Origin of the sequence: Seohaeicola saemankumensis (genome assembly GCF_021021435.1) — a bacterium.
In the GTDB taxonomy this organism is placed as follows: Bacteria; Pseudomonadota; Alphaproteobacteria; order Rhodobacterales; family Rhodobacteraceae; genus Seohaeicola.
The window spans coordinates 1-22,692 of record NZ_JAINWI010000011.1; the positions used below are offsets into that span (position 1 = coordinate 1).

21 protein-coding genes and 1 tRNA gene are annotated in these 22,692 nt (G+C 61.9%); 11 read left to right on the forward strand and 11 right to left on the reverse strand.

Features of this window, described 5'->3' with window-relative positions:
- Window positions 1-207 precede the first annotated feature (207 nt).
- Complete coding sequence (locus tag K7H22_RS08285) at window positions 208-474, reverse strand: hypothetical protein (protein ID WP_230800278.1); 267 nt, start codon at window positions 472-474, stop codon at window positions 208-210.
- A gap of 358 nt (window positions 475-832) precedes the next feature.
- On the opposite strand from K7H22_RS08285, the gene K7H22_RS08290 reads away from it, so the two are divergent.
- Window positions 833-1,393, forward strand: a complete 561-nt coding sequence (locus tag K7H22_RS08290) for a hypothetical protein (RefSeq protein ID WP_230800279.1) — start codon at window positions 833-835, stop codon at window positions 1,391-1,393.
- A 45-nt stretch (window positions 1,394-1,438) separates the two neighbouring features.
- Here K7H22_RS08290 and K7H22_RS08295 read toward each other — a convergent pair whose 3' ends face one another.
- Together K7H22_RS08295 and K7H22_RS08300 are read right to left on the reverse strand one after the other, a co-directional pair.
- Window positions 1,439-2,179: a hypothetical protein gene (locus K7H22_RS08295; protein ID WP_230800280.1), complete on the reverse strand. Its 741-nt coding sequence runs from the start codon at window positions 2,177-2,179 to the stop codon at window positions 1,439-1,441.
- A 496-nt stretch (window positions 2,180-2,675) separates the two neighbouring features.
- Window positions 2,676-2,765 (reverse strand) — tRNA-Ser (locus K7H22_RS08300).
- 402 nt (window positions 2,766-3,167) lie between these two features.
- Here K7H22_RS08300 and K7H22_RS08305 point away from each other — a divergent pair.
- The 9 genes from K7H22_RS08305 to K7H22_RS08345 all read left to right on the forward strand — a co-directional run bounded on the left by K7H22_RS08305 (window position 3,168) and on the right by K7H22_RS08345 (window position 15,679).
- Entirely contained in the window at window positions 3,168-4,085 is a 918-nt protein-coding gene (locus K7H22_RS08305) for an SPOR domain-containing protein (RefSeq protein WP_230800281.1), read from the forward strand.
- A 130-nt stretch (window positions 4,086-4,215) separates the two neighbouring features.
- Entirely contained in the window at window positions 4,216-5,421 is a 1,206-nt protein-coding gene (locus tag K7H22_RS08310) for a D-alanyl-D-alanine carboxypeptidase family protein (RefSeq protein ID WP_230800282.1), read from the forward strand.
- Complete coding sequence (gene tmk, locus K7H22_RS08315; protein ID WP_230800283.1) at window positions 5,418-6,059, forward strand: dTMP kinase; 642 nt, start codon at window positions 5,418-5,420, stop codon at window positions 6,057-6,059. Before K7H22_RS08310 ends, tmk begins: the two co-directional genes overlap by 4 nt.
- The gene (locus K7H22_RS08320; RefSeq protein WP_230800284.1) at window positions 6,056-7,174 is read left to right on the forward strand and encodes a DNA polymerase III subunit delta'; all 1,119 of its coding nucleotides are present in this window, start codon (window positions 6,056-6,058) and stop codon (window positions 7,172-7,174) included. Before tmk ends, K7H22_RS08320 begins: the two co-directional genes overlap by 4 nt.
- A 20-nt stretch (window positions 7,175-7,194) precedes the next feature.
- Complete coding sequence (locus tag K7H22_RS08325) at window positions 7,195-8,022, forward strand: TatD family hydrolase (protein ID WP_230800285.1); 828 nt, start codon at window positions 7,195-7,197, stop codon at window positions 8,020-8,022.
- Window positions 8,022-8,819: an MBL fold metallo-hydrolase gene (locus K7H22_RS08330; protein WP_230800286.1), complete on the forward strand. Its 798-nt coding sequence runs from the start codon at window positions 8,022-8,024 to the stop codon at window positions 8,817-8,819. The genes K7H22_RS08325 and K7H22_RS08330 overlap by 1 nt, the downstream gene beginning before the upstream one ends.
- Window positions 8,820-8,900: 81 nt before the next feature.
- Window positions 8,901-9,836 (forward strand): AEC family transporter, encoded by a 936-nt coding sequence (locus K7H22_RS08335; RefSeq protein ID WP_230800287.1) that lies wholly within the window; start codon window positions 8,901-8,903, stop codon window positions 9,834-9,836.
- 165 nt (window positions 9,837-10,001) lie between these two features.
- On the forward strand, window positions 10,002-11,846 hold the full coding sequence (locus K7H22_RS08340) for an autotransporter assembly complex protein TamA (RefSeq protein WP_230800288.1): 1,845 nt from the start codon (window positions 10,002-10,004) through the stop codon (window positions 11,844-11,846).
- Window positions 11,846-15,679 carry a translocation/assembly module TamB domain-containing protein gene (locus tag K7H22_RS08345; protein WP_230800289.1) on the forward strand — a complete coding sequence of 1,278 codons (3,834 nt, stop codon included), beginning with the start codon at window positions 11,846-11,848 and terminating at the stop codon, window positions 15,677-15,679. The genes K7H22_RS08340 and K7H22_RS08345 overlap by 1 nt, the downstream gene beginning before the upstream one ends.
- A 61-nt stretch (window positions 15,680-15,740) precedes the next feature.
- On the opposite strand, the gene K7H22_RS08350 is transcribed toward K7H22_RS08345, so the two are convergent.
- Complete coding sequence (locus K7H22_RS08350) at window positions 15,741-16,874, reverse strand: alpha-D-ribose 1-methylphosphonate 5-triphosphate diphosphatase (RefSeq protein ID WP_230800290.1); 1,134 nt, start codon at window positions 16,872-16,874, stop codon at window positions 15,741-15,743.
- Between the two features lie 73 nt (window positions 16,875-16,947).
- Here K7H22_RS08350 and K7H22_RS08355 point away from each other — a divergent pair, with 73 nt between their 5' ends.
- Entirely contained in the window at window positions 16,948-17,667 is a 720-nt protein-coding gene (locus tag K7H22_RS08355) for a DUF1045 domain-containing protein (protein WP_230800291.1), read from the forward strand.
- On the opposite strand, the gene phnN is transcribed toward K7H22_RS08355, so the two are convergent.
- From phnN to phnG, 7 genes are all read right to left on the reverse strand, one after another.
- Entirely contained in the window at window positions 17,616-18,182 is a 567-nt protein-coding gene (gene phnN, locus K7H22_RS08360) for a phosphonate metabolism protein/1,5-bisphosphokinase (PRPP-forming) PhnN (RefSeq protein ID WP_230800292.1), read from the reverse strand. The genes K7H22_RS08355 and phnN overlap by 52 nt on opposite strands.
- Window positions 18,182-18,865, reverse strand: coding sequence for a phosphonate C-P lyase system protein PhnL (gene phnL / locus K7H22_RS08365; RefSeq protein WP_230800293.1), 684 nt, complete (start codon window positions 18,863-18,865; stop codon window positions 18,182-18,184). The genes phnN and phnL overlap by 1 nt, the downstream gene beginning before the upstream one ends.
- 13 nt (window positions 18,866-18,878) lie before the next feature.
- On the reverse strand, window positions 18,879-19,649 hold the full coding sequence (gene phnK / locus K7H22_RS08370) for a phosphonate C-P lyase system protein PhnK (RefSeq protein ID WP_230800294.1): 771 nt from the start codon (window positions 19,647-19,649) through the stop codon (window positions 18,879-18,881).
- Window positions 19,646-20,518, reverse strand: coding sequence for an alpha-D-ribose 1-methylphosphonate 5-phosphate C-P-lyase PhnJ (locus K7H22_RS08375; RefSeq protein WP_230800295.1), 873 nt, complete (start codon window positions 20,516-20,518; stop codon window positions 19,646-19,648). The genes phnK and K7H22_RS08375 overlap by 4 nt, the downstream gene beginning before the upstream one ends.
- A 63-nt stretch (window positions 20,519-20,581) precedes the next feature.
- On the reverse strand, window positions 20,582-21,664 hold the full coding sequence (locus tag K7H22_RS08380; RefSeq protein ID WP_230800296.1) for a carbon-phosphorus lyase complex subunit PhnI: 1,083 nt from the start codon (window positions 21,662-21,664) through the stop codon (window positions 20,582-20,584).
- Entirely contained in the window at window positions 21,664-22,248 is a 585-nt protein-coding gene (gene phnH / locus K7H22_RS08385; RefSeq protein ID WP_230800297.1) for a phosphonate C-P lyase system protein PhnH, read from the reverse strand. Before phnH ends, K7H22_RS08380 begins: the two co-directional genes overlap by 1 nt.
- Window positions 22,248-22,679 carry a phosphonate C-P lyase system protein PhnG gene (phnG, locus tag K7H22_RS08390; RefSeq protein ID WP_230800298.1) on the reverse strand — a complete coding sequence of 144 codons (432 nt, stop codon included), beginning with the start codon at window positions 22,677-22,679 and terminating at the stop codon, window positions 22,248-22,250. Before phnG ends, phnH begins: the two co-directional genes overlap by 1 nt.
- Between the last annotated feature and the right edge of the window lie 13 nt (window positions 22,680-22,692).

The window sequence follows — 22,692 nt, forward strand, 5'->3', positions numbered from 1 at the left end:
GAGACATCTTGTGCGAGCGCTGTCATGGCAGTCTCCTGAAAAAAGGGGGCATTTGTTACCCGCAATAGGTAATGCATTTGCATTGCCATGTCAAGATAAGCGCAGAATCTGCTGTCGACGGAGAGTTCGATCAACCGTTTCGCGCAGCGCCTAATCTCGCCCCGCCTAGACTAGGTTGGCCTCGCACGGTAGTTTCAATTCAGGAAGTTAAGGAACCGGACCATCCCCGAACAAGAAACTATCCAGATCCAAAAGCCATTTCCCAAGATCATTCGAGTTCCTGAAACCATAGTTCAAATCTCTTCTAGCTGCTGCAACAGACCAATTCCCATCAGAGCCAAGTCTTTGAAGATTTGCACGGAACGCGGCGGATAGCTGAGGATCACCTGTCAGCAGTCCTTTTAATGCCTCGGGATCATATGAATCCGTGGCAAGGTAGCAGAGAAGCAAATCGTAGAACTCTTTATCTTGCATGTGCTTACCTCTTATTCGGGTAGAGAGTATAAAGATCGACTGAACCGTCTGGTCGCAGAGTGTATACCGCGATGACAGTCCCACCCTCAAAGTTCACATCTACCGGGCGAGCGCCACTATCGCCGAAGTCACCGATCCTTTCGACCCCTTCAACACGTCTAGCAAAATCAGGCCCCAAAGTATCTTCAATGGGCACCTCAACCCTGAAGCGACGGACGGGTTTTGCCGGACGTGCAGAGGCGGCGTTCAGCGCATCTGTGAAATCTGCACTACGCTGGATGATGGCGTCAGCGGCCACATAATCCGCCTCTGAGACTATCCGAGATGCAACATCCGGCGGTCGGTGATCTCGGCCAATATGGACACCATCACCCGGAAACGAATGGAAAAGACTGCTTGTGAAGTGCAGGCAAAGGAAACAGCCCCGCCCATGCAGCTATCCATGAAAGGAACCGCGCTGCACATCGCCTTCAAATGTGACAGCGTGGAAATCGCGACTGTGGTGCAAATGGCGGATATCGGCACCCGCGACTGTGAATTTCACAAGGGATTAATCGGTCAAATCGCTTGCTTGGGTTCACAGTCTACAAGCGTGGACAGCGACAACTCCAACTTTGTTTTGTCGGTGGTCCGGTCCATCAAGCCGCGTGACGAACTGGAGGCACTACTTGCCACGCAGATGGGCGCGATCCATGCGGCGACCATGATGCCGGCAAGACGCTTGAACCATGTCGAAAACATACCACAGCAGGACGCAGCCGAGCGCGCTTTGAACAAGCTGGCCCGCGCGTTCACTACGCAGATGGATGCGTTGAAGCGATACCGCACAGGAGGGCAACAGAAGGTCACAGTTGAACATGTGACGGTCAATGCAGGCGGTCAGGCGATTGTGGGGGCGGTAACGTCCAACAGCGAGTAGAGACCAACAAATAAATTCAACGCTAAATGCCCCACCGAACTGCTCTCAGTTATCAGCGAATGAGAAAATTCTTGGGCAGGCTGGCTTGCCGCTTCCAGCCATAATGTAGGAGTAGGATTTATGCAGAAACCCGGTTGCTATAAAATAAGTACACTCCAACGTCTTTGGAACTTCCCTGCTCACTCGTTCACTATAAAACGCGGCAAAACTACCACTTTCTACAGGACGTAGCTTTGATGAAATCAAAACTTCCCAACTGCTTAAATATATTGCTAGCCACACAACAATCATCAACATCACTAGCAGCTTCATTTTCCCAAACAACCAAACAGAATTGCTTGACTTCGTCTGCAGAGACTTGAAGTCTGAACCATCCATATGCTTTGAAGTCAATTTGAATTTTTCAGGAGTGTATGCTTGATCTAAGCTGGCTGGCCACTGTCCAAAAAATGCATATCCAGCACCAAGCAATGCACCTATTGAACCCCACTTAACAAATAACGATCCAGGATAGTCATTGAAATTCAGTGTGCCTTGAAGAACCTTAAACGGAATATCCGATGCTATACTTATTGAAGTAGTGAAAACAAAAAGGCCCAGAAAAAGACCAAAAGCAAGGCTGCCGATTGCCACACTAAATCTAATGATAATTCTATAACTCTCTCGATTGATTGCTCGAAAGATAAACAAAAAAAACTTGCTAAATGCTAACGAGAAGATGAACGTCGGAAGGAACGTATTCAGCACGCGCGCCACCACGTTTAGCAAAAAATCCAATTTCAACACTCAAAGGCACTCACTACAAAAGTGCCAACAATCAAGTCGCTTAAGAAACGTTGTATAAGACAAGCTAGCTTTCTCCAAGAGATACCTTGTAAAGCGACGCAGGGCACTCAAAGGGAGGGGGGGAACAAATGAAACCGGACAACAACCCCATGCACCCCGCCCAGCGCCTTGCGGATGCTCCTAGATGCACAGCAAAGGCCAAGACCACGGGTTGCCGTTGCAAAGGCCCCGCTGTGAACGGTTGGAATGTTTGCCGGATGCATGGGGCTAGGGGCGGCGCACCAAGCGGGCCAGCCAATGGCAAATGGCGTCACGGTAATCGGTCGCGGGCAAGTGATGAATTCAAGCGCGCATTAGCTGAACTATTGGCAGATGCCCGCGAAACATCAAAGGCGCTGGACGACTACTGACTTGTCCCAAGCGTTTTTTCTATGTGGGTCTTTTTGTGGGGTAAATCAAAAAATGTCAGATTTTATCTTTTAATTTCAACACTTATTGGCGGATGGGGTGGGATTCGAACCCACGGTACGGTTCCCCGCACGCTAGTTTTCAAGACTAGAGCCTTAAACCACTCGGCCACCCATCCGTGTCCTGTTGCTGCGGAGAACAGAATGTAGGGTTTCAAAACCGCTCAATACTGCTCACCGCATTCGGATGGGTGTTCCTCTATTTTTCTTCGTCCTCTCCTGCAAGCACAAGTTTTCAGGGCGGGGATTTTCAGCCATCAGAGCAATCATGCGGTCTGAGTGCATTGCCCGCCTCAAGCATGGTCCGGACGCACGGGCGCGCGAGAGCATTTTCAGGGGTTTTTCGCCCAAAATCCCGTCACGGCCCGCTAGTCACTTTTCTTGACAGGCTGTTACCGCTAGACTGCGCGCAACGCCGCCTTGCACCGTGTGATTTGTGGTGCAGGGTGACTGGCAGAAGGACCGCATAACCGGCGAAACCTGTCATTATGGCGTCGAGGCAGCAGGGCAAGGGGCAAGATATGACATTGATTCAATTCGGCACAGAACGCCGGTCAGGCATAAAAGCATGGCTTCTGGCAGGGGTGGCCGTTGTGACGCTGGCCGCCTGCGATGAAAGCGGGCAAATGAGCCTGTTTCAGGGCATTGGTGGCGCGCAGCAAGGCGCGGGCGATACCAGATCGGTCCGGATGGTCGAGCGTGATGTCGAAGCGCCGGATGTGTTTCAGGTTACCGAGGCAGGGTTGTGGGATGGCCGCCCCTCGCTTGGCGGGGTCTGGGTGGCGCACCCCGATGTCAGCGAACCTGAACGCGTGATTGTCCGCAATACGACAAACGGAAATTTCGTGATCGGCGCGTTGTTCCGGCGCGAGGTCGACACCCCCGGACCGCGCGTGCAGGTATCATCGGATGCTGCTGAAACGCTTGGGATGTTGGCCGGTCAACCTGTGCAGTTGAACGTCACCGCTCTGCGCCGCGAGGAAGTGTCGGACACAACCGCACCTGCAGACGCAACAGAGGTCTCCGTAGAGGAGGGAACAGTTCCCGCCCCCTCGGAGATCACCGAAAGCAGGCTTGATCCCATCGCATCGGCCGCGGCCGCGATCGAGGCAAGCCCGCCAGCCCGACCGCCTGCAACGGCCGTGCCGACCAGGGCGCCTACAGCACCACCCGCTGCCCCCTCACCACCGGCAAGGGCTTCTTCACTCGACAAACCATTCCTGCAGATTGGGATTTTCAGTATTGAGGCCAATGCAGAACGCGCGGCAACAGCCATGCGGAATGCAGGCATGGTGCCGTTGGTCAAGCGGCAGACAAGCCAGGGCAAGGATTTCTGGCGGGTTCTGGTCGGCCCTGCCTCTAGCGCAGCGGAACGGACATCCCTGCTGTCCAAGATCAAGACCGAGGGCTTTACCGATGCCTATGCTGTCACCAACTAGGGCCCGTCGCTGTGATAAAGGCGCGACAGCGACGCTTTAGCCAGATGACGGGCGCCACTTGCCTGCAAGACACCTTGCCAGGAGTATCTGCAGGCAGAGCCGCGACAAAGGACCGGAAAGGACGTCACCGATGACTAAACACTTCACCCGATTCTCGCCCAGCCTGCGCCATACTGCTGGCATCGCGGTCATTGTGGCGGCGCTTATGGCGCCTGCAGCGCAGGCTTTCGACACGCGGGCAGGCTCGGCCTTCGTGATGGACCAGACAACCGGCACGGTGCTTTTGTCCAAGAACGCCGAAACGCCGCTTCCGCCTGCCTCGATGTCGAAACTGATGACGCTCTACATGCTGTTCGAGGCGCTGGAGCGCGGCACCGTCACGATGGAGACGACATTTCCGGTCTCGTCGCGCGCCCGGGCGATGGGCGGCTCGACCATGTTTCTGAACGAGCAGGACACACCCAGCGTCCGTGAGCTGATCCTCGGCATTATCGTCAATTCGGGTAATGACGCCTGCGTTGTCGTGGCCGAAGGCCTGTCGCCCACAGGCACCGAAGACGGGTTCGCGGCCCTGATGACGCAACGCGCGCGCGAGTTGGGCATGACCGAGACAACGCTGGCCAATGCCTCGGGCTGGCCGAACCCGCAGCACCGCATGTCGATGCGCGATCTTGGTGTGCTGGCACAGCGGCTGATCGAGGATTTCCCCGACTACTACCTCTATTTCAACGAGCGGGAATATGACTACAAGAACCGCGCGCCTGCCAACCGCTTAAATCGCAACCCGTTGTTCCGGCTGGATATCGGGGCGGACGGCCTGAAAACCGGCCACACCGAAGAGGCCGGATTCGGACTCGTCGGATCGGCCGCACAGGGCGACAGGCGCGTGATATTTGCTATCAGCGGCATGGACACAGACCAGACCCGCGCCGAGGAGTCCGCCGCCATCGTCAACTGGGCCTTTCGCCAGTTCGCCGAACGCAGCGTGGCGAAAGCCGGACAGGTGATTGCCGAGGCAGATGTCTGGCGTGGCGATCAGACACGGGTCGGGATGGTTCCGGAAAGCGATGTGACAATGCTGGTCCCTGCCCTGTCCGGCGACAGTATCGAGGCCGAAATCGTCCATCAGGGGCCGATCAACGCGCCCGTCGTCAAAGGACAGATTCTGGGTGAGATGATCCTGACCCGCGAGGGACTTGAACCGGTGCGGGTGCCGCTGGTCGCTGACCGCGACGTGCCTCTGGGCGGGTTTGTGACGCGCGTTCTGACCACCTCGCAAGTGCTGCTTGAGCGGTTCACGCAGGACAATGTGGCAACAGGCGAGAGCGGATCTTGACTGCAGGCGGGGGCTTCATCAGCTTTGAAGGCATAGACGGGTCCGGCAAGTCAACGCAGGCCCGATTGCTGGCGGATGCGCTCCGCAAGGGTGGTCAAGACGTTCTTCTGACGCGCGAACCCGGCGGCTCTGCGGGGGCCGAGGAAATCCGCAAGTTGGTTCTGGAAGGCCCGCCCGACCGCTGGTCGCCCGAAACCGAGATCTTGCTGTTCACCGCCGCGCGCCGCGACCATCTGGAGCGCACGATCCGCCCCGCACTGGATGCAGGCCGGATCGTGATCTGCGACCGCTTTGCCGATTCCACCCGCATGTATCAGGGATTGCGGGGGGCAGGACTACGGCTGATGGTGGACAGCTTGCACGATCTGATGATCGGGCAGGAACCGGATCTCACCCTTCTGATCGACATGGACCCGACCACCGGTCTGGCTCGCGCCCTCGGGCGGCAGGGAGCCGAGGAACGCTTTGAATCCTTCGGCCAGCAGATGCAGGAACAGATGCGCGCCGGTTTTCTGGCGCTGGCCCGCGACAATAGCGACCGCATCCGCGTGATTGATGGTGCCCGCGCGCCAGAAGAGGTCGCCGCCGATGTTGCGCGGATCGTGGCCGACCATCTGGCCAGAGCCACAGTCGCATGACCGAAGACACGCTTCCCGAACCCGACCGGCTGGAAGGTGCCCCGCATCCGCGCGACACCGCAGCACTATTCGGGCAATCCAGCGCCGAGGCGTCCTTTTTGCAGGCCTATACGTCGGGCCGGATGCATCATGCATGGTTACTGACAGGTCCGCGCGGCATCGGCAAGGCCACGATGGCATGGCGGATCGCCCGTTTTCTGCTGGCCACTGCCGAGGATACAGGGCCAAGCATGTTCGCGCCCGAACCGCCCACTACCCTGCATATCGACCCCGAAGACCCTGTCAGCCGTCGCCTGCGCGCGCTGTCCGAGCCGGGGCTGTTCCTGCTGCGGCGCGGCCCCACCGACAAGGGCGACCGCCTGTCCAATGATATCCGCGTCGATATGGTGCGCAAACTGGCCGGCTTTCTGCATCTCAGCGCGACCGAAGGCGGGCGTCGCGTGGTGATTGTCGACGCCGCAGACGAGTTGAACAGTCAGGCCGCCAATGCCCTGCTGAAAATGCTGGAAGAACCGCCTGCGCGCTGCTTCTTTCTGATGATCTCGCACCAACCGACGGGGCTTTTGCCCACGATCCGCTCGCGCTGCCGCGAATTGCGGCTACAGCCACTGGAGCATGACGAAATGACCCGCGCGCTGGATCAGGCAGGGGTCGAGGTGCCCGCTGACACGGCTGCGCTGACGGAACTGTCCGCCGGATCGGTCGGCGAGGCGATGCGCCTCATCTCGCAGGGCGGATTGTCCATCTATGCTGACCTGATCTCAATGTTTGCGCGCCTGCCCGATCTGGACCGCCCGCGCGCCTTGCGGCTGGCCGATGCCGCCGCCGCGCGGGGGGCCACGAACCGGCTGGACCTGTTGCTGGCGCTGGTCGATCTGATGCTGGCGCGGCTGGCGCGCAGCGGTGCCGCCGGTCACCCCCCCACCATCGAGGCAGCACCCGGCGAGGCCGCGATGATGGCGCGCCTCGCGCCCGGACCGGACAGCGCGCGCGCATGGGCAACCACGGCACAACAGATCAGCGCCCGCACGGGGCACGGGCGGGCGGTCAACCTTGACCCTGCCTCGCTTGTCCTAGATACGGTCTTCAGGATTCAGAAAACCGCGGGCGGTTGATCCGGCCCCCAAGGCAGACAATGACCAACCATCATACCACCCAGACCAAGACCCAGATCACCGACAGCCATTGCCATCTCGATTTCCCCGATTTCGAGGGTCAGCTTGATGCGGTGATTGCCCGCGCCCATGCCGCAGGCGTGACGCGTATGGTCACGATCTGCACCAAGGCCCGCAACGAACCCGCCGTCCGCGCCATCGCCGAGGCGCATGACAGCGTGTTCTATAGTTTCGGCATCCATCCGATGTCGGTCGCCGATACGCCGATGGTGACACTGGACGAACTGACCACGATCGCAGCCCACCCAAAATGCGTCGGCATCGGCGAGACCGGTCTGGATTACCACTACACCGCCGAAAGTGCTGCCCTGCAACAGGACAGCCTGCGCGTGCATATCGACGCCGCGCGACAGACCGGCCTGCCCCTGATCATCCACGCCCGCGCCGCAGATGACGACATGGCCCGCATCCTGACCGAGGAATACCTCAGCGGCCCCTTTAGCTGCGTCATGCACTGCTTCTCCTCCAGCGCCGAACTGGCCCGCGCGGCGCTTGATCTGGGATTCTACTTGTCAATGTCGGGCATCGCGACCTTCCCCAAGTCACAGGAATTGCGCGATATTTTCGCGGCGACCCCGCTTGACCGCATCCTTGTGGAAACCGACGCACCCTATCTGGCGCCCAAACCCTTTCGCGGAAGGCGCAATGAACCCGCCTATACGCTGCACACAGCCGAAACAGGGGCCGAGGTTTTTGGCATCCCCCTGCCCGATTTCGCCGCAGCGACACAGGCCAATTTCGACCGCCTGTTCACCAAGGCCGCCCGTTACCGTCAGGCGGCTGCCTGATGGCCGAGATGCGCTTTACCATTCTCGGCTGCGGCTCCTCCGGCGGGGTGCCGCGGCTTGGCGGCCATTGGGGCGATTGCGATCCGGCCAATCCGAAGAACAACCGCCGCCGCTGTTCGCTGCTGATCGAGCGCGAAACCGAGGCAGGCATCACTCGCGTCCTGATCGACACTTCGCCCGATCTGCGCGCACAGTTGCTGGATACCGGCGTGGGCGAGTTGGACGCGGTCGTCTATACGCACAGCCATGCCGACCATGTCCACGGGCTGGACGATCTGCGGATGATCGTTTTCAACATGCGCCGCCGCCTGCCCGTATGGGCCGATGGCGACACGCAGAACGATCTCTATTCCCGCTTCGGCTATGCCTTCATGCAACCGGCCGACAGCCCCTATCCGCCGATCCTCGACATGTTCACCATAAACGGCCCCCTTACCGTGACCGGCAAGGGCGGCGAGATCACCCTGACCCCGTTCCGCGCCAATCACGGCAGCATCGACGCGCTGGGATTCCGCATCCTCGATCTGGCCTATCTGCCCGATGCCGTGCGCCTTTACGATGACACCCTGCCGCATCTGCAAAATCTCGATTGCTGGATCGTCGACGCTTTGCGCCGCACACCCCATCCCACCCACGCCCATCTGGACATGACGCTGGACTGGATCGCACAGATCGCCCCGCGTCGTGCGGTGCTGACCAATATGCATATCGACCTCGACTACCAGACTGTCGCGGACGAGACCCCTGCCCATATCACGCCTGCCTATGACGGTATGGTGATCCGCTACCCCGTCTAGACACCCCACCCGTTTCTTCTTGCCACAAATATCCCCGCGCGGAGCGCAAGCACCCGTGCCACCGCACCAAGGCCCGATCCGATGCAAGCCCTTCTGGACGTTATCCTGCCGGTTTTCGGCGTCATCGGCATGGGCTATCTTGCTGTCAGGCTTGGCTATTTCAAGGACAGCGCCGTGGACGGGTTGATGAGCTTCACCCAAAGCTTCGCCATTCCCTGCCTGCTGTTCAGCGCGATTGCCAAACTCGATCTGGCGCAAAGCTTCGATCCGCGCCTGCTGTTTTCCTTCTATACCGGCGCGACAGCGGGTTTCCTTGCAGGCATGCTGGGCGCGCGGTTCATTTTTGGCCGCGAGTGGGAAGACAGCGTCGCCATCGGCTTTTGCTGCCTGTTTTCCAACTCTCTGATGCTGGGCCTGCCGATCACGGAACGCGCCTATGGGGCAGACGCGCTGCAAGCCAACTATGCCATTGTGGCGATGCATTCACCCTTCTGCTATGGCCTTGGCATCACAGCGATGGAGATTGTGCGCGCACGCGGCACAGGCCAGTCCCCTGCCCGTCTAGTGCTGACCGTGGGTCGCGCCATGTTCCGCAACGCGCTGATCCTTGGCATCCTTCTGGGCTTTGTCGTCAATCTGGGGGGCATCCCCCTGCCCGCGCCGGTGACAGGCACGCTTGATCTGATGGTGCGCGCGGCCCTTCCCGCCGCGTTGTTCGGACTGGGCGGCGTGCTGGTGCGCTACCGCCCCGAGGGTGATCTCAAAGTGATTGGCTGGGTCGTCGCCGCCTCGCTGGTGCTGCATCCGGCGACCGTCTGGCTGATGGGCCGCGCGACCGATTTGGGGCAGGCCGGTTTCCGTTCCGCTGTCCTGACAGCCGCGATGGCACCGGGGGTGAATGGCTATATCTTCGCCAATATGTATGGCCGCGCGCGGCGTGTGGCGGCCTCGTCCGTTTTACTGGGAACAGGTCTGTCTGTCATCACCATCTGGCTCTGGCTGGCCGTCATCCCCTGACACATGGCGGGCGGAATGTCGGCAAGCCCACGCATGAACCGGCCTGACCTGATGAAGAAGTGAGGGAAATCGGGTGGAGGTTTCCCCCTAAGCACTCTACCCTGCCGAGACATCGTGCCATTTCTTTTTCCGGACAAGGCACTGCAATCTTTGAAAGGACAGGACTTGTCCCTGACACGACGCATCAAAGGCCCTGTCGTGATGGCGCTGAGCGCGCATATCGTGCTGGGAATAGCGGCTTTGCCCGCAACTGCCCTTGATCGTCTGGACATCTCTCTTGACAACAGCGACAGCGAAAGCCTGCAAGAAAGACTAACCGCAGGCTCCTTACTGGCGGCAGCAGAGCGCGACGAGGTGACCGACCCGCAGGATCTTCTGGCCGCAGCACAGGCCGATTACCGGCGCATGGTCGATCTGCTTTATGCGAGCGGGTACTATTCAGGCACGGTCAGTATCCGCGTGGACGGGCGCGAGGCAGCAGAGATTCCGCCGCTTGATCCACCCGCAAGCATCTCGGTGGCCGAGATACGGGTCAATCCGGGGCGCCGCTTCACCTTCGGTCAGACCGAGATCGGCCCCCTTGCCCCCGGCACCACGACCCCCGAGGATTTCCGCCGCGGTGCCATCGCGCGGGCCACTGTCATCAGCGATACATCCACAACGGTGGTCAATGACTGGCGCGCTGCAGGCTATGCCAAGGTCGAAGTGACGGATCAACGAGTCACGGCCATCCACCCCGAGGCCCGTCTGGACGCGCAGATCGCCGTGACCCCCGGACCAGCCGTGACCTTTGGTGCGACAAAGGTGAAAGAGGGCAGCTCTGTGCGCCCGACCGCGATCCGCCGGATCGCCGGCCTGCCCGAAGGCGAGGCTTACGACTCCGACGAAGTCGCCAAGGCCGCGCAACGTTTGCGCCGCACGGGTGCGTTCCGTTCGGTCGCGCTGACCGAGGCAGAGTTGCTGGGGCCCGGCGACACGCTGGATATCGGGATTGCCGTTGTCGATGAAAGACCGCGCCGCTTTGGATTCGGGGCAGAGATCGCCACCGATACGGGTCTGGGCCTCAACAGCTTCTGGATGCACCGCAATTTTCTGGGCGGGGCCGAACGGTTCCGCGTCGAGGGCAATATCAGCGGAATCGGCGCGCAGACCGGCGGGCTGGACTATGGCCTCAGTGCGCGGTTCGAGCGTCCTGCGGTTTACGGCCCCGATACCGGATTCTTTGCTGTCGTCGGGGTCGAACGTCTGGACGAAGAGTTTTTCCTGACCGAACGGGCCTATGTCGGTCTGGGGGCCACACGGACTTTTTCGGATACGCTTCTAGGCGAGTTGGGCATTACGCTGGAACAATCCCGTGTCACCTCGCAGTTTTCAATGCGCGAAGTCGGCGGACGCCCCCGCACGCGGGAATTCACTCTTGTGACCCTGCCCGGCGCGCTGACATGGGACCGCCGCGACGACCTGCTAAATCCGACGGAAGGCTTCTATCTCAAGGCCGAGGCGATGCCGTTCATCGACACAGATGGCGATGACAGCGGCGGCAGGCTGCGTTTCGACGCGCGCGCCTATCAGGCTTTTGGTCAGAATGATGGTGTGGTTCTGGCAGGCCGCGCGCAGATCGGCGCGCTGTTCGGCCCTGACGCTCTGGATACCCCGCCCGACTTTCTGTTCTATTCGGGCGGCGGTGGCACCGTTCGCGGCCAGCCATACCAGTCGCTTTTCGTCGATCTGGGCGGCGGGCGCGGGATTGGCGGACGCAGTTTCTTCGGTTTCTCGGGCGAGGTGCGCGCAAAGGTCAGCGAGAAGTTCAGTGTCGTGGGCTTTGCCGATGCGGGCTATATCGGTCAGGAGAGCTTCTATGACGGCACGGGCGAGTGGCATTCAGGGGCCGGTCTGGGGCTGCGCTATGACACGACGGTCGGCCCCTTGCGCCTTGACGTGGCCGGTCCCGTCGGGGGCAGCACAGGAGATGGCGTGCAAGTCTACATCGGCATAGGACAGGCATTCTGATGCGGAATATTCTGATCGCCTTTCTGCTGCTTCTTGCCCCATTTCTGGGCATACCAGCCCCTGCTACCGCGCAAACCGCCGAGGAAGATCGCGGCTATCTGCAGGGTCTGCTTGAGGACAACCTGTCCGGTGCCGGACGCGACGTGCGGATCACGGGTTTTGCAGGTGCACTCAGCGCGCGCGCCACGATTGCGGAACTGACAATCGCGGATAGCGAAGGCATCTGGCTGCGGCTCAGCGATCTTGTGCTTGACTGGAATCGCGCCGCCTTGGTGCGGGGCCGGATCGACGTGACCGAACTGACCGTGGCCGAAATCGAGCTTCTGCGCCCGCCCGTTCCCGAACCGGGACTGCCCGAAGCTGCGGCCTCAACAGGGTTCAGTCTGCCCGACCTGCCGGTCGCTATCCAGATCGGACGTGTCGCAGCGGAACGCGTCAGCCTTGGCGAAGCTATTTTGGGGCAAGCCGTCGAGATCAGTCTGGAAGGCAGCGCTTCGCTTGAGGGCGGACAAGGCACTGCCGATCTTGAGGTGGCGCGGATCGACGGTCCGCAAGGGCAACTGACCCTGTCGGGTGCCTACGAGAACGCAACCCGCGCTCTGACGCTGAACCTGTCTGTCGCGGAAGAGGCGAACGGCATCGCCGCAACCCTGATGGGCCTTCCCGGAGCACCATCGTTGGACCTGACGGTGACGGGCGAAGGACCGATCGACAATTTCACGGCCGATTTGACCCTGTCCACCGATGCACAGGAACGGCTGGCGGGACAGGTCGTTCTGCAAACGCTGCGCGCCGCAGTGTCAGAGGAAGACACCGGCACGGAAAGCGAAAGTGCCACCCCCGCAGAAGAAGCGGTCACCCGCCGCGTGACCGTGCAGATCGGCGGCGATATCGCGCCTGTTTTCGCACCGGAATACCGCGCGTTTTTCGGCCCGAATATCCAGCTTGCGGTGATCGTCACACAGACGCCGGATGGTCGTATGCTGCTGGACGAACTGGACCTCACGGCCGATGCCCTCAGCCTGGGCGGACGTGCCGCGTTCGCCGCCGACGGCTGGCCCGAAAGACTTGCGCTCGCAGGGCGGATCGCGGCCCCCGATGGCGGCGCTGTCCTGTTGCCACTGTCGGGCCCAGAAACCCGCGTGGACGGGGCCGACCTGAAACTGGCCTATGATGCTAGCGACAGCGATAGCTGGGCATTGGATCTGAACATCCGCGGCCTAGACCGTCCTGACCTGACTGCGGCCCGTCTGGGACTGACGGGCACGGGCCTGATTGCACGCGGCGCCGACGCCTCGGCTGTCGGAGTGGTCAACGGACAGATCAGTCTTGCCAGCGAAGGGCTGGAAACAGGCGATCCCGCGTTGGCGCAGGCCCTGGGCGGCGATGTCACTGGCGCGCTGCGCTTTGACTGGAGCACGGATGGCCCTTTCCAGATCCCCGAACTGGTGTTGGAATTCGCCGAGACCCGCCTGACAGGTGCGGCCGAAATCGCCTTGGGCGAGGGTGAAACCGCCCTGTCCGATCTGGACGCGGCATTCGACCTGCAGCTTTCGGCTGGAAATCTGGGACGCTTTGCAGCCCTGTCCGGCCAGCAGCTTGGCGGGACGGCAAATCTGACGGCGCGCGGCAATGTGCAGCCGCTGACAGGGGCATTTGCCCTTGATCTGTCGGGGCGCGCACAGAATCTGTCGCTTGGCCAGCCGCGCATTGATCCGCTGATCACCGGCGCAAGCGACATCGCCCTGCAAGCCAGCCGTGACCCTTCCGGCACGCGCGTCGATCTGTTCGAGATCGTGACCACCGGCACAGACCTGCGTGTGCGCGCAGCCTTGCGCAGCGATAACAGCACCGTCGATCTGAGCGCCCGCCTGCTGGACTCAGGTCTGGTTCTTGACGGTCTGTCCGGTCCTGTCGCCGTCACGCTGGGCGCGCGCCAGCAGGCCGAGACATGGCAGATTACGCTGGATGCCGAAGCCCCCGGAGCGACAACCGCGCGCCTCACGGGCACCGTGACCGGCGACGGGATCGACCTTTTGCTCGCGGAAGGACAGGTTCGCGCGGAACTGGGCGATCTGGCCACATGGTCCACAGTTGCCGGACGCCCCCTGTCAGGAGCAGCCCGGTTAAGCCTTGATGCCTCTGGCGATCTGCTGGCCCGCAGCGGCGCGGCCAATGGAAGGCTGGACGGGCAGAACCTGCGGATCGGTCAAGCCAATGCCGACGCATTAATGCGCGGCGCCAGCAGCCTTGTCTTCGACCTGCGACAGACCGCCGAGGGCATGACCATTCTGGATGTGCTGGAATTGCGGACGCCGCAGGGTGTCACGGATGTGACCGGCAGGATCTCGGCCGATGACAGCCGCCTGCGCTTTGATTCCTATCTCCGCGATATCGGCCTGATCGCCCCCGACATCTCGGGCCCCGCATCGGCCAACGGGCTTGTGCAAAGCAGCGGCGGCGACTGGCGGATCGAAGCGACAGCTAGCGGACCGGGCGGTCTGACCGCGCGCACCGCAGGCACTGTCGCCCGGGATGGCCAGCAGGTGGATGTGACCTTGCAGGGCAGCGCGCCCTTGTCGCTGGCCAATGCGCGCCTCAGACCAAATTCCGTGGCGGGTGTGCTGTCCTACGACCTGGCGGTCAATGGCGCGCCTGCCCTGTCTTCCGTTTCCGGCACGCTGAGCACGCAAGGCGCAAGGGTCGTGATCCCCGCCGCCGGTCTGGCACTGGCGGATCTGGGCGCGGCCGTGCGCCTGTCATCCGGTCGCGCCCAGATTGAGGCCCAAAGCAACCTGTCGTCGGGTGGGCGGCTCAACCTGTCGGGACCGGTCACACTGAGCAGTCCCTTTCCGGCCGATCTGACCATTGATCTGCAAGGTGCCGTGCTGCAACAGCGCAACCTGTACGAGACCACGGCGCAAGGTCGTGTCACCGTAACAGGCCCTTTGACAGGTGGCGCGCAGATCGGCGGTAGCATTGATCTTGACACCGTCGAATTGCGTATCCCCGAATCCTTGGGGCCGACCTTCGCCAATCTGCCCGACCTTGAACATCGCGGCGAAACGACTGCCACGCGCCAGACGCGACTTTGGGCTGGCTTGATTGCCGATCCCAATGCCGCAAGCGGCCCCGGCCTGGCCTTTCCCATCGACCTCGTGATCAATGCCCCCTCGCGTATTTTCGTACGGGGCCGTGGCCTTGACGCCGAATTGGGTGGCAGGCTGCGTCTGACCGGCACGACCGCAAATCTGGTGCCGCAGGGCCAGTTTAATCTGATACGCGGGCGGCTCAGCATTCTGGGCCAGCGTCTGGATCTGACAACCGGTCTGGTTAGTCTGCAAGGCGCGTTCGACCCCTTCATCCGCTTCATCGCCGAGACCGAGGCCCAGGGCAGCGCGATCCGTATCGGTCTTGAGGGGCTTGCCTCGGAACCCGAACTGACCTTGACCTCCAGCCCCGAACTGCCACAGGACGAGGTGCTGGCCCTGCTTTTGTTCGGGCGTGGGATCACCGAGATTTCCCCACTTCAGGCCGTGCAGCTTGCAGGGGCCGTCCGCACCTTATCAGGTCGCAGCAACGGTCTGAGCGAAGGGTTGCGCGGGGCCATTGGTGTTGATGATCTGGACCTGACCACCACCGACACCGGCGAGACCGAAGCCCGCGTCGGCAAGTACATCTCGGACAATATCTATACCGATGTGACAGTGAACACGGCAGGCGAGACCCAGATCAACCTGAACCTCAACGTCACCCGTTCGATCACTGTGCGCGGGCGTCTAAACTCGGATGGAGGCACAGGGATCGGTGTCTATATCGAGCGCGATTACTGACGCCGCGACCCGCGTGATCCGAGTAGTTGAGGCAAGATGACAGGGCGGTTCACCTGCCCTGTCACGCGGCGCGCCGCCCCGCCGACCAAACCCCACGCACCACGGCGCTGCCCGCAACGGGGCGCAGGCGGACAAGATCGGCGCGCAGGCCTTGAGCGATACGGCCACGATCGGGCAGACCCGCCGCACGTGCAGGGGCAGCCGTGACCGAGGCAATCCCGCGCGCCAGATCGCCCCAGATCTCGCCCAGTCGCAGCGCCGAAGTCAGCAAAGACGCCGGCACATAGTCGGACGAGACGATATCCAGCAGGTCCATGCCAGCAAGCTCGGCAGCGGCCACATTGCCCGAATGCGATCCACCACGGATCAGGTTCGGCGCGCCCATCATGATGGCGATTCCATGCGCGCGGCAAGCGGCTGCCGCCTCGGGTGTGGTGGGAAACTCGGCCAGCCGGATACCGTGACCGGCCGATATAGCCACCTGTCCGGCGGTGGTGTCATCATGGCTGGCCAGAACCGCACCATAGCGGCGCGCCTCGGATACGGCTGCGGCCTCATGCGCGTCACCCAAGCGCGCGCGCACATCGAAAAGGCGGGTGACATGTTCGGCGAACTGGCTCTCGGTGATGGCATTCTTGCCCATCACATAAGCCTTGAGCTTCGACATATCGCGGAACTGCCGCTGCCCCGGTGTGTGATCCATCAGGCTGACGATCCCCACGCGGTCTTCGGGGCCGAACTGGGCCATCTCGTCGATCAGCGTCTCGGAACAGACCTCGGCGCGCAGGTGCAGGAAATGACTGATCCTGAGCGCGCCTTGCGCCCGCAATTCCAGCAACTCGCGCGACAGGCCGCGCGCATAGGCCTTGTAGCGCCCGACACCCGAGGGGATGGACCCCACGCGCATCGCATCGAAAACAGTTGTGATGCCGACACTCGCCAGTTCTGCATCATGGGCAATGATCGCCGCCGCATGGGGCCAGTCCACACCGGGACGTGGCTGGATGTGCCGTTCCAGATTGTCAGTATGCAATTCGATCAGGCCTGGAATGACCAGATCGCCCTCGCAATCCTCGCCGCCCACCGCCATGCCGCTGCCGAAGGCGGCGATCAGCCCGTCGCGGATGACCAGATGGCCTTGGATCACCGTTTCCGGCAGGACGAGGCGGGCATTGTTCAGGATTGTTTCAGTCATGGTGGTCCCCTTGCAGTTGACATATCTGGGCTGTGTCACCGAACTGTGACAACCTTGATGCAAAGCTGCCGATATGACCCGATTTCAAAGATATGCGATCTACGTGATGCCCGATGGCGCGCTTGCGCGCTTTGGTGCGGGCTGGCTGGGTTGGGATGCTCTGGCCGGATGCGCGACAGATCACCCTGTCATCACCGGCCTGCCCCGCCCGCTGGACGAGATCACCGCAACCCCGCGCAAATACGGGCTGCATGCGACGATCAAACCGCCCTTCCGGCTGGCCGAAACCACAAGCCTTGCCGCGCTGATGGCCGATGTCGCGGCGCTGACCGACAGGCTGGAACCTGTGATACTGGAAGGTCTTGCCCTGGCGCGGCTGGGTGGATTTCTCGCCCTGATCCCTGACGGGGAATCCGCAGCGCTTCGGGATATGGCCGCGCGCGCCGTGACCACACTGGACCGCCACCGCGCACCCCTGACCGAGAGCGAACTGTCCCGCCGACGCGCCGCGCGCCTGACGCCCGCGCAAGAGTCGATGCTGTTGCAATGGGGCTATCCGCATGTGCTGGACGAATTCCGCTTCCACATCACCCTGACAGGTCGCCTGCCGCGTCCCGAGGCCGAGGCCGTCGCTGGCATCTTGACCCCGCATCTGGCGCCGCTGCTGACACGCCCCTTCGCCATCGACAGCTTTTGCCTGATGGGCGAGGATGAGGGCGGTATGTTCCATCTGGTCCACCGCTATCCCCTTGGGTCTTCGGCCAGACGGTCCAGCACGGCCACCAGCGCCTGAACCCCGTCTGCGACAGCGCCGCTATTGTCGACCAAATGATACTCCATGTCATCCGGCAGGGCGAAATCCGCGCGTTCCAACCGGCGGTCCAGATCGGCGCCGCTTTCCCGCCCGCGCGCCGCAAGACGCATTTGTAGCGTGGCACGATCCGCCGTCACGACGATCACCGCAACATCGGGAAACAGCATCCTCGCACGCGACAAGACCCCGCGCGAGCCGTTGAACAGCACAATGCGTCCTGCTGCCATGTCGGCATGAATCGTGGCGGGGATACCGTAAGACAGGCCGTGTGCCACCCAATGAAGGGCAAAGGCCCCGCGCGATTTGCGGGCCTCGAACTCGACCAGACTGACACCCTCGAAAGGCTCTCCCCCCGCCTCTTCGGGGCGGGTGATCACCCTGCGTGCCACCACCAGTGCGGGTCGCAACGCCCTTGCCCCTGCCAGCAGCGTGTCCTTACCCACCCCCGAGGGGCCGACAATAGCGACCAGACGACCCAAGGTTTGCGCCACCATCAGTTGATCATCCCCGGTGTGAATCCCGACACGTCGACCACTCGGTCACAGACCCGCGCGCGTGCCGCCTCGTCATGGAAAATTCCCAGGATCGCGGCACCGCGTGCCTTCGCTTCCTCGATCAAAGTCAGCACCAGCTCGCGATTAGCGGCATCAAGGCTGGCCGTCGGCTCGTCCAGCAGCAGCGCCGGATAGGTGTGTGCGAAGCCGCGCGCGATGTTGACGCGTTGTTGTTCCCCGCCCGAGAATGTGGTGGGCGAGAGCGACCATAGCCGCTGCGGGATATTGAGTCGCCCCAGCAGATCGCGGGCGCGGGCCAAAGCTGCGGCGCGCTCATGCCCCAGCGCCAGCAGCGGTTCCGCCACCACATCAAGCGTAGGCACACGTGGCACCACGCGCAGGAACTGGCTGACATAGCCAAGCGTATCGCGCCGCAGCGCGATGATCTGGCGCGGAGCGGCTTGCGCCACGTCCAGATCGCCGACACGAATCACACCGGCATTGGCCAGATAGTTGCCGTAAACCATACGCATCAGTGTAGATTTCCCCGCCCCCGATGCGCCGGTCAGCGCCACGCATTCCCCCCGCGCCACAGCCAATGCTGCATCGCGCATCACGGGGATCACCGCACCGCCTTGATTGTGCAGCACGAAGTTCTTGGACAAAGCTGTAATCTCGATCATCGCCATTCCCTTTTCAGACCTGCAACACGCTGGAGACCAGCAATTGGGTATAGCCATGCTGCGGATCGTCCAGCACCTGATCGGTCAGGCCCGCCTCGACCACTTGGCCCGATTTCATCACCATCAGCCGATGCGCCAGCAGACGCACCACGGCCAGATCATGGGTCACGATCACCGCACTCAGCCCCATCTCGCGCACCAAGCCGCGCAGCAGGTCCAGTAACCGCGCCTGCACGCTGACATCCAGTCCGCCTGTGGGTTCATCCATGAACACAAGCCTTGGTCCGGTCACGAGATTCCGCGCAATCTGCAAGCGTTGCTGCATCCCGCCGGAAAACGCCGTAGGCCGGTCGTCGATCCGGTCGGCGTCAATCTCGACCCTGTCCAGCCAGTCCAGCGCCTGTGCGCGGATGCCTCCATAGTGCCGCGCGCCCACGGCCATCAACCGCTCGCCGACATTGCCGCCCGCGCTGACGCCCATCCGCAAACCGTCGCGCGGGTTCTGGTGCACAAAGGCCCAGTCGGTGCGCGACAGCATCCGGCGCTCCGGCTCGGACATGGCGCGCAAATCGCGCGGTCCTTCCGCGCGGGTATCGAAAACCACCGATCCGGCATCTGCCTCAAGATGGCCCGCCAGACAGTTCAGCAAGGTCGACTTCCCCGACCCGCTTTCGCCCACGATCCCCATCACTTCGCCGGGGAACAGATCGAAATTCACAGCCGTGCAGCCGATCCGCGCGCCATAGCGCTTGGTCAGGCCCTTCACCTGCAAGAGCGGGGTCATGCCGCATTCTCCTGTCCCAGCGGCGCGGCAAGCCGCCCCAAATGGCCTGCCGCGCGGCGCCCCTCACAATAATCGGTATCAGAGCATACGAACATCCGCCCGCCCGCATCATCCACGATCACCTCGTCAAGATAGGTACTGTTCGAGCCGCACAGATCGCAGGCGTGATCGGCCTTGCTGGCCACGAAGGGATGATCCTCGAAATCAAGGCTCACCACATGACAATAGGGTGGCAGCGCATAGATCCGCTGTTCGCGGCCCGCCCCGAAAAGTTGGATCGCCTCGCTTTCCAGCTTCGGATTGTCGAATTTCGGGATCGGGGAAGGATCCATCACATAGCGCCCCTCGACCTTGACCGGATAGGCGTAGGAGGTGGCGATTTGTCCGTGTCGCGCGATATCCTCGTACAGCTTCACATGCACCAGCCCGTATTCCTCCAGGCTGTGCATCTTGCGGGTCTCGGTCTCTCGCGGTTCCAGAAAGCGCAGGGGTTCGGGGATGGGCACCTGATAGACAAGGATCTGATCGCGCGTCAGCGGCTCTTCGGGGATGCGGTGACGTGTCTGGATCAATGTGGCCTCGGTTGTCTTTGTGGTCGTGGCAACCCCTGCGGTCTTCTCGAAAAACCGCCGGATCGACACGGCGTTCGTCGTATCATCCGCGCCTTGGTCGATCACTTTAAGGCGGTCCTCGGGCACCAGACAGGCGGCAGAGACCTGCACCCCGCCCGTGCCCCAACCGTAAGGCATCGGCATCTCGCGGCTGGCAAAGGGAACCTGATAGCCCGGAACAGCAAGCGCCTTCAGGATAGCGCGTCGGATCATACGTTTGGTCTGTTCGTCCAAATAGGCAAAGTTGTAATCAGACATAAGCAAGCCTCCGGTCAGAATGCGAGGACAGTCCGCACGGACTGGAAGAGCGGGCGCGCATCATCATTCCGCAGCCTCATGCAGGGCTTCGGTGTCGGCGCGCAACCGGCGGACCAGTTCCAGTTCCGACTGGAAATCGACGTAATGGGGCAGCTTGATATGCTCCAGAAACCCCGTGGCCTGAATGTTGTCGCAATGCGACAGCACGAATTCCTCGTCCTGCGCGGGCGCGGCCAGATTATCCTCGCCCAATTCGCGCCAGCGCAACGCGCGGTCGACCAAAGCCATCGAGATCGCCTTGCGCTCGGTCTGCCCAAAGACCAGCCCGTAGCCGCGCGTGAATTGGGCAGGTTCGGTTTTCGAGCCCGCAAACTGGTTCACGGTCTCGCATTCGGTCAGCTCAACCTCGCCGATCTCGATGGCAAGACCGAGTTCGGGGAGTTCCATCTCGACCGCGACACGGCCGATCCGCAACTCGCCCACAAAGGCATGGTTGCGCGCATAGCCACGCTGTGTGGAATAGGCGAGGCCCAGCACAAACCCTTCATCCCCACGCGTCAGGGCTTGCAGACGCAGGGCGCGGTTGGCCGGAAACTCCAACGGGTCCCGCGTCAGATCGGGCGGGGCCTCGTCGCTTGGCGCTTCGGTCTGGATCAGACCATCACGGTTTAGAAAACCAGCGATATGCGGCACCGGCCCTTCTTGCGGCTTAGCCTGCGCCGCTGGCGGCACCTCACCATCCGCCGCCAGTTTGAAATCCAGCAAGCGATGCGTGTAGTCAAATGTTGGCCCCAGCACCTGCCCGCCCGGCGCATCCTTGAACGTCGCCGAAATACGCCTGTCGCAGCGCATCTCGCCCGTATCGACCGGAAGGGAGGCCCCAAAACGCGGCAGCGTGGTGCGATAGGCGCGGATGAGAAACACCGCCTCAATCAGATCGCCGCGCGCCTGCTTGATCGCAAGCGCCGCCAGATCGGTATCGTAAAGCGAACCTTCTGCCATCACCCTGTTTACAGCCAGTGCCATCTGCTCACGGATTTGCGCGATACCCAGTTCCGGCACCGCCACATCACCGCGCCGTTCCTCGGCCAGCCAGCTATGAGCGTTCTCGATCGCGCGTTCGCCGCCTTTGACAGCCACATACATCAGACACTTCCTCCGGCAGCAGTCACAACGGCACTGCGCGGCAAGGCCGCCAGCCTGTCGCCACAGGTGAAAAAGAAATCCAGCCCCAGCGGAAACAGGGCGCGATTGGCGCGAAAGACCGCCACATCAGGCAGGTTCAGCCGCGCGCTGCCCTTGATCCCCGGCCCCTGAAGCACCGCGCCCTCCGGCTGCAACTCGTCCATCTCGACAATCAGCGTTGCCGCGCGGTCGGGATATTCCGCTGTTCCGACAGGGAAGGCTGCGAGCGGACACAACCTATCCCATTTGCCAAGTGCGAAAACCGCCTGCTCTTTCGTCTGCACGACCGGTGCGCCGGTATGAAACGCAATCCAGCGGCGCAGTGCAGCGCTGTCATGCGAGGAGGCCAGCCAGACCGGCGTTCCGGGATCGCAGAGCATCAATAGCAGCACAGAGGCCGCTACCGAGACCGGCGCAGGGGCCGAGCCACCGTCTACAGTTACGATTTCGCCGGGCCGCGCCATCGCAGTCATCGCCGCGCGAAAGGCCCAAGCCGACTGGATCGGCGGATCGACAAAACCACCCGACATGACTGCCTGATCCATCAGTCCTCTCCCCGTACCAATGTGAAAAACTCGACCTTCGTCGCCGCGGCCTTGGCCGCGCGTCTGTCCTGCGTGGCTTGCATCTGCGTTGCCAGAGGCTCCAACAGCGCTGCACGGATTCGGTCTGCCGCATCTTCCTGCATCAGTGCATCGACCAGCGCGGCTTTTTCAGCCTGCTGCTTGTTGCGCCCTTGCACATAGCCATGCCCGACTGTGCCGCTCTCAAGCACCAGCGCGCAGCGGGTCACGGTCATTTCGCCCAGATTGAACGGCGCGCCCGTGGCCCCCGTCCGGCCCCGCACCATGACGCCCCCCACCTCGGGCGGGCGCAGCCATTCAAAGGCAGGGGCCAACCCGAGACCCTGCCAAAGCCTGTCCAAAACATCCGCAGGCGCCCGCGCCAGCAATCCCATCCAGTCCCTGCGGTCCATTTCCGCCTCCGTT

Bases quoted from the DNA above. Each gene is read 5' to 3' on its own strand.
- phnH (WP_230800297.1), bottom strand. From the start codon at position 22,248: ATGGATCAGGCAGTCATGTCGGGTGGTTTTGTCGATCCGCCGATCCAG.
- K7H22_RS08320 (WP_230800284.1), top strand. From the start codon at position 6,056: ATGACCGAAGACACGCTTCCCGAACCCGACCGGCTGGAAGGTGCCCCG.
- K7H22_RS08325 (WP_230800285.1), top strand. From the start codon at position 7,195: ATGACCAACCATCATACCACCCAGACCAAGACCCAGATCACCGACAGC.
- K7H22_RS08285 (WP_230800278.1), bottom strand. From the start codon at position 474: ATGCAAGATAAAGAGTTCTACGATTTGCTTCTCTGCTACCTTGCCACG.
- phnK (WP_230800294.1), bottom strand. From the start codon at position 19,649: ATGACCCCGCTCTTGCAGGTGAAGGGCCTGACCAAGCGCTATGGCGCG.
- phnL (WP_230800293.1), bottom strand. From the start codon at position 18,865: ATGATCGAGATTACAGCTTTGTCCAAGAACTTCGTGCTGCACAATCAA.
- phnG (WP_230800298.1), bottom strand. From the start codon at position 22,679: ATGGACCGCAGGGACTGGATGGGATTGCTGGCGCGGGCGCCTGCGGAT.
- K7H22_RS08305 (WP_230800281.1), top strand. From the start codon at position 3,168: ATGACATTGATTCAATTCGGCACAGAACGCCGGTCAGGCATAAAAGCA.
- K7H22_RS08330 (WP_230800286.1), top strand. From the start codon at position 8,022: ATGGCCGAGATGCGCTTTACCATTCTCGGCTGCGGCTCCTCCGGCGGG.
- K7H22_RS08310 (WP_230800282.1), top strand. From the start codon at position 4,216: ATGACTAAACACTTCACCCGATTCTCGCCCAGCCTGCGCCATACTGCT.
- K7H22_RS08345 (WP_230800289.1), top strand. From the start codon at position 11,846: ATGCGGAATATTCTGATCGCCTTTCTGCTGCTTCTTGCCCCATTTCTG.
- K7H22_RS08375 (WP_230800295.1), bottom strand. From the start codon at position 20,518: ATGTCTGATTACAACTTTGCCTATTTGGACGAACAGACCAAACGTATG.
- K7H22_RS08350 (WP_230800290.1), bottom strand. From the start codon at position 16,874: ATGACTGAAACAATCCTGAACAATGCCCGCCTCGTCCTGCCGGAAACG.
- K7H22_RS08380 (WP_230800296.1), bottom strand. From the start codon at position 21,664: ATGTATGTGGCTGTCAAAGGCGGCGAACGCGCGATCGAGAACGCTCAT.
- K7H22_RS08335 (WP_230800287.1), top strand. From the start codon at position 8,901: ATGCAAGCCCTTCTGGACGTTATCCTGCCGGTTTTCGGCGTCATCGGC.
- phnN (WP_230800292.1), bottom strand. From the start codon at position 18,182: ATGGTGGCGCAAACCTTGGGTCGTCTGGTCGCTATTGTCGGCCCCTCG.
- K7H22_RS08355 (WP_230800291.1), top strand. From the start codon at position 16,948: ATGACCCGATTTCAAAGATATGCGATCTACGTGATGCCCGATGGCGCG.
- K7H22_RS08290 (WP_230800279.1), top strand. From the start codon at position 833: ATGGACACCATCACCCGGAAACGAATGGAAAAGACTGCTTGTGAAGTG.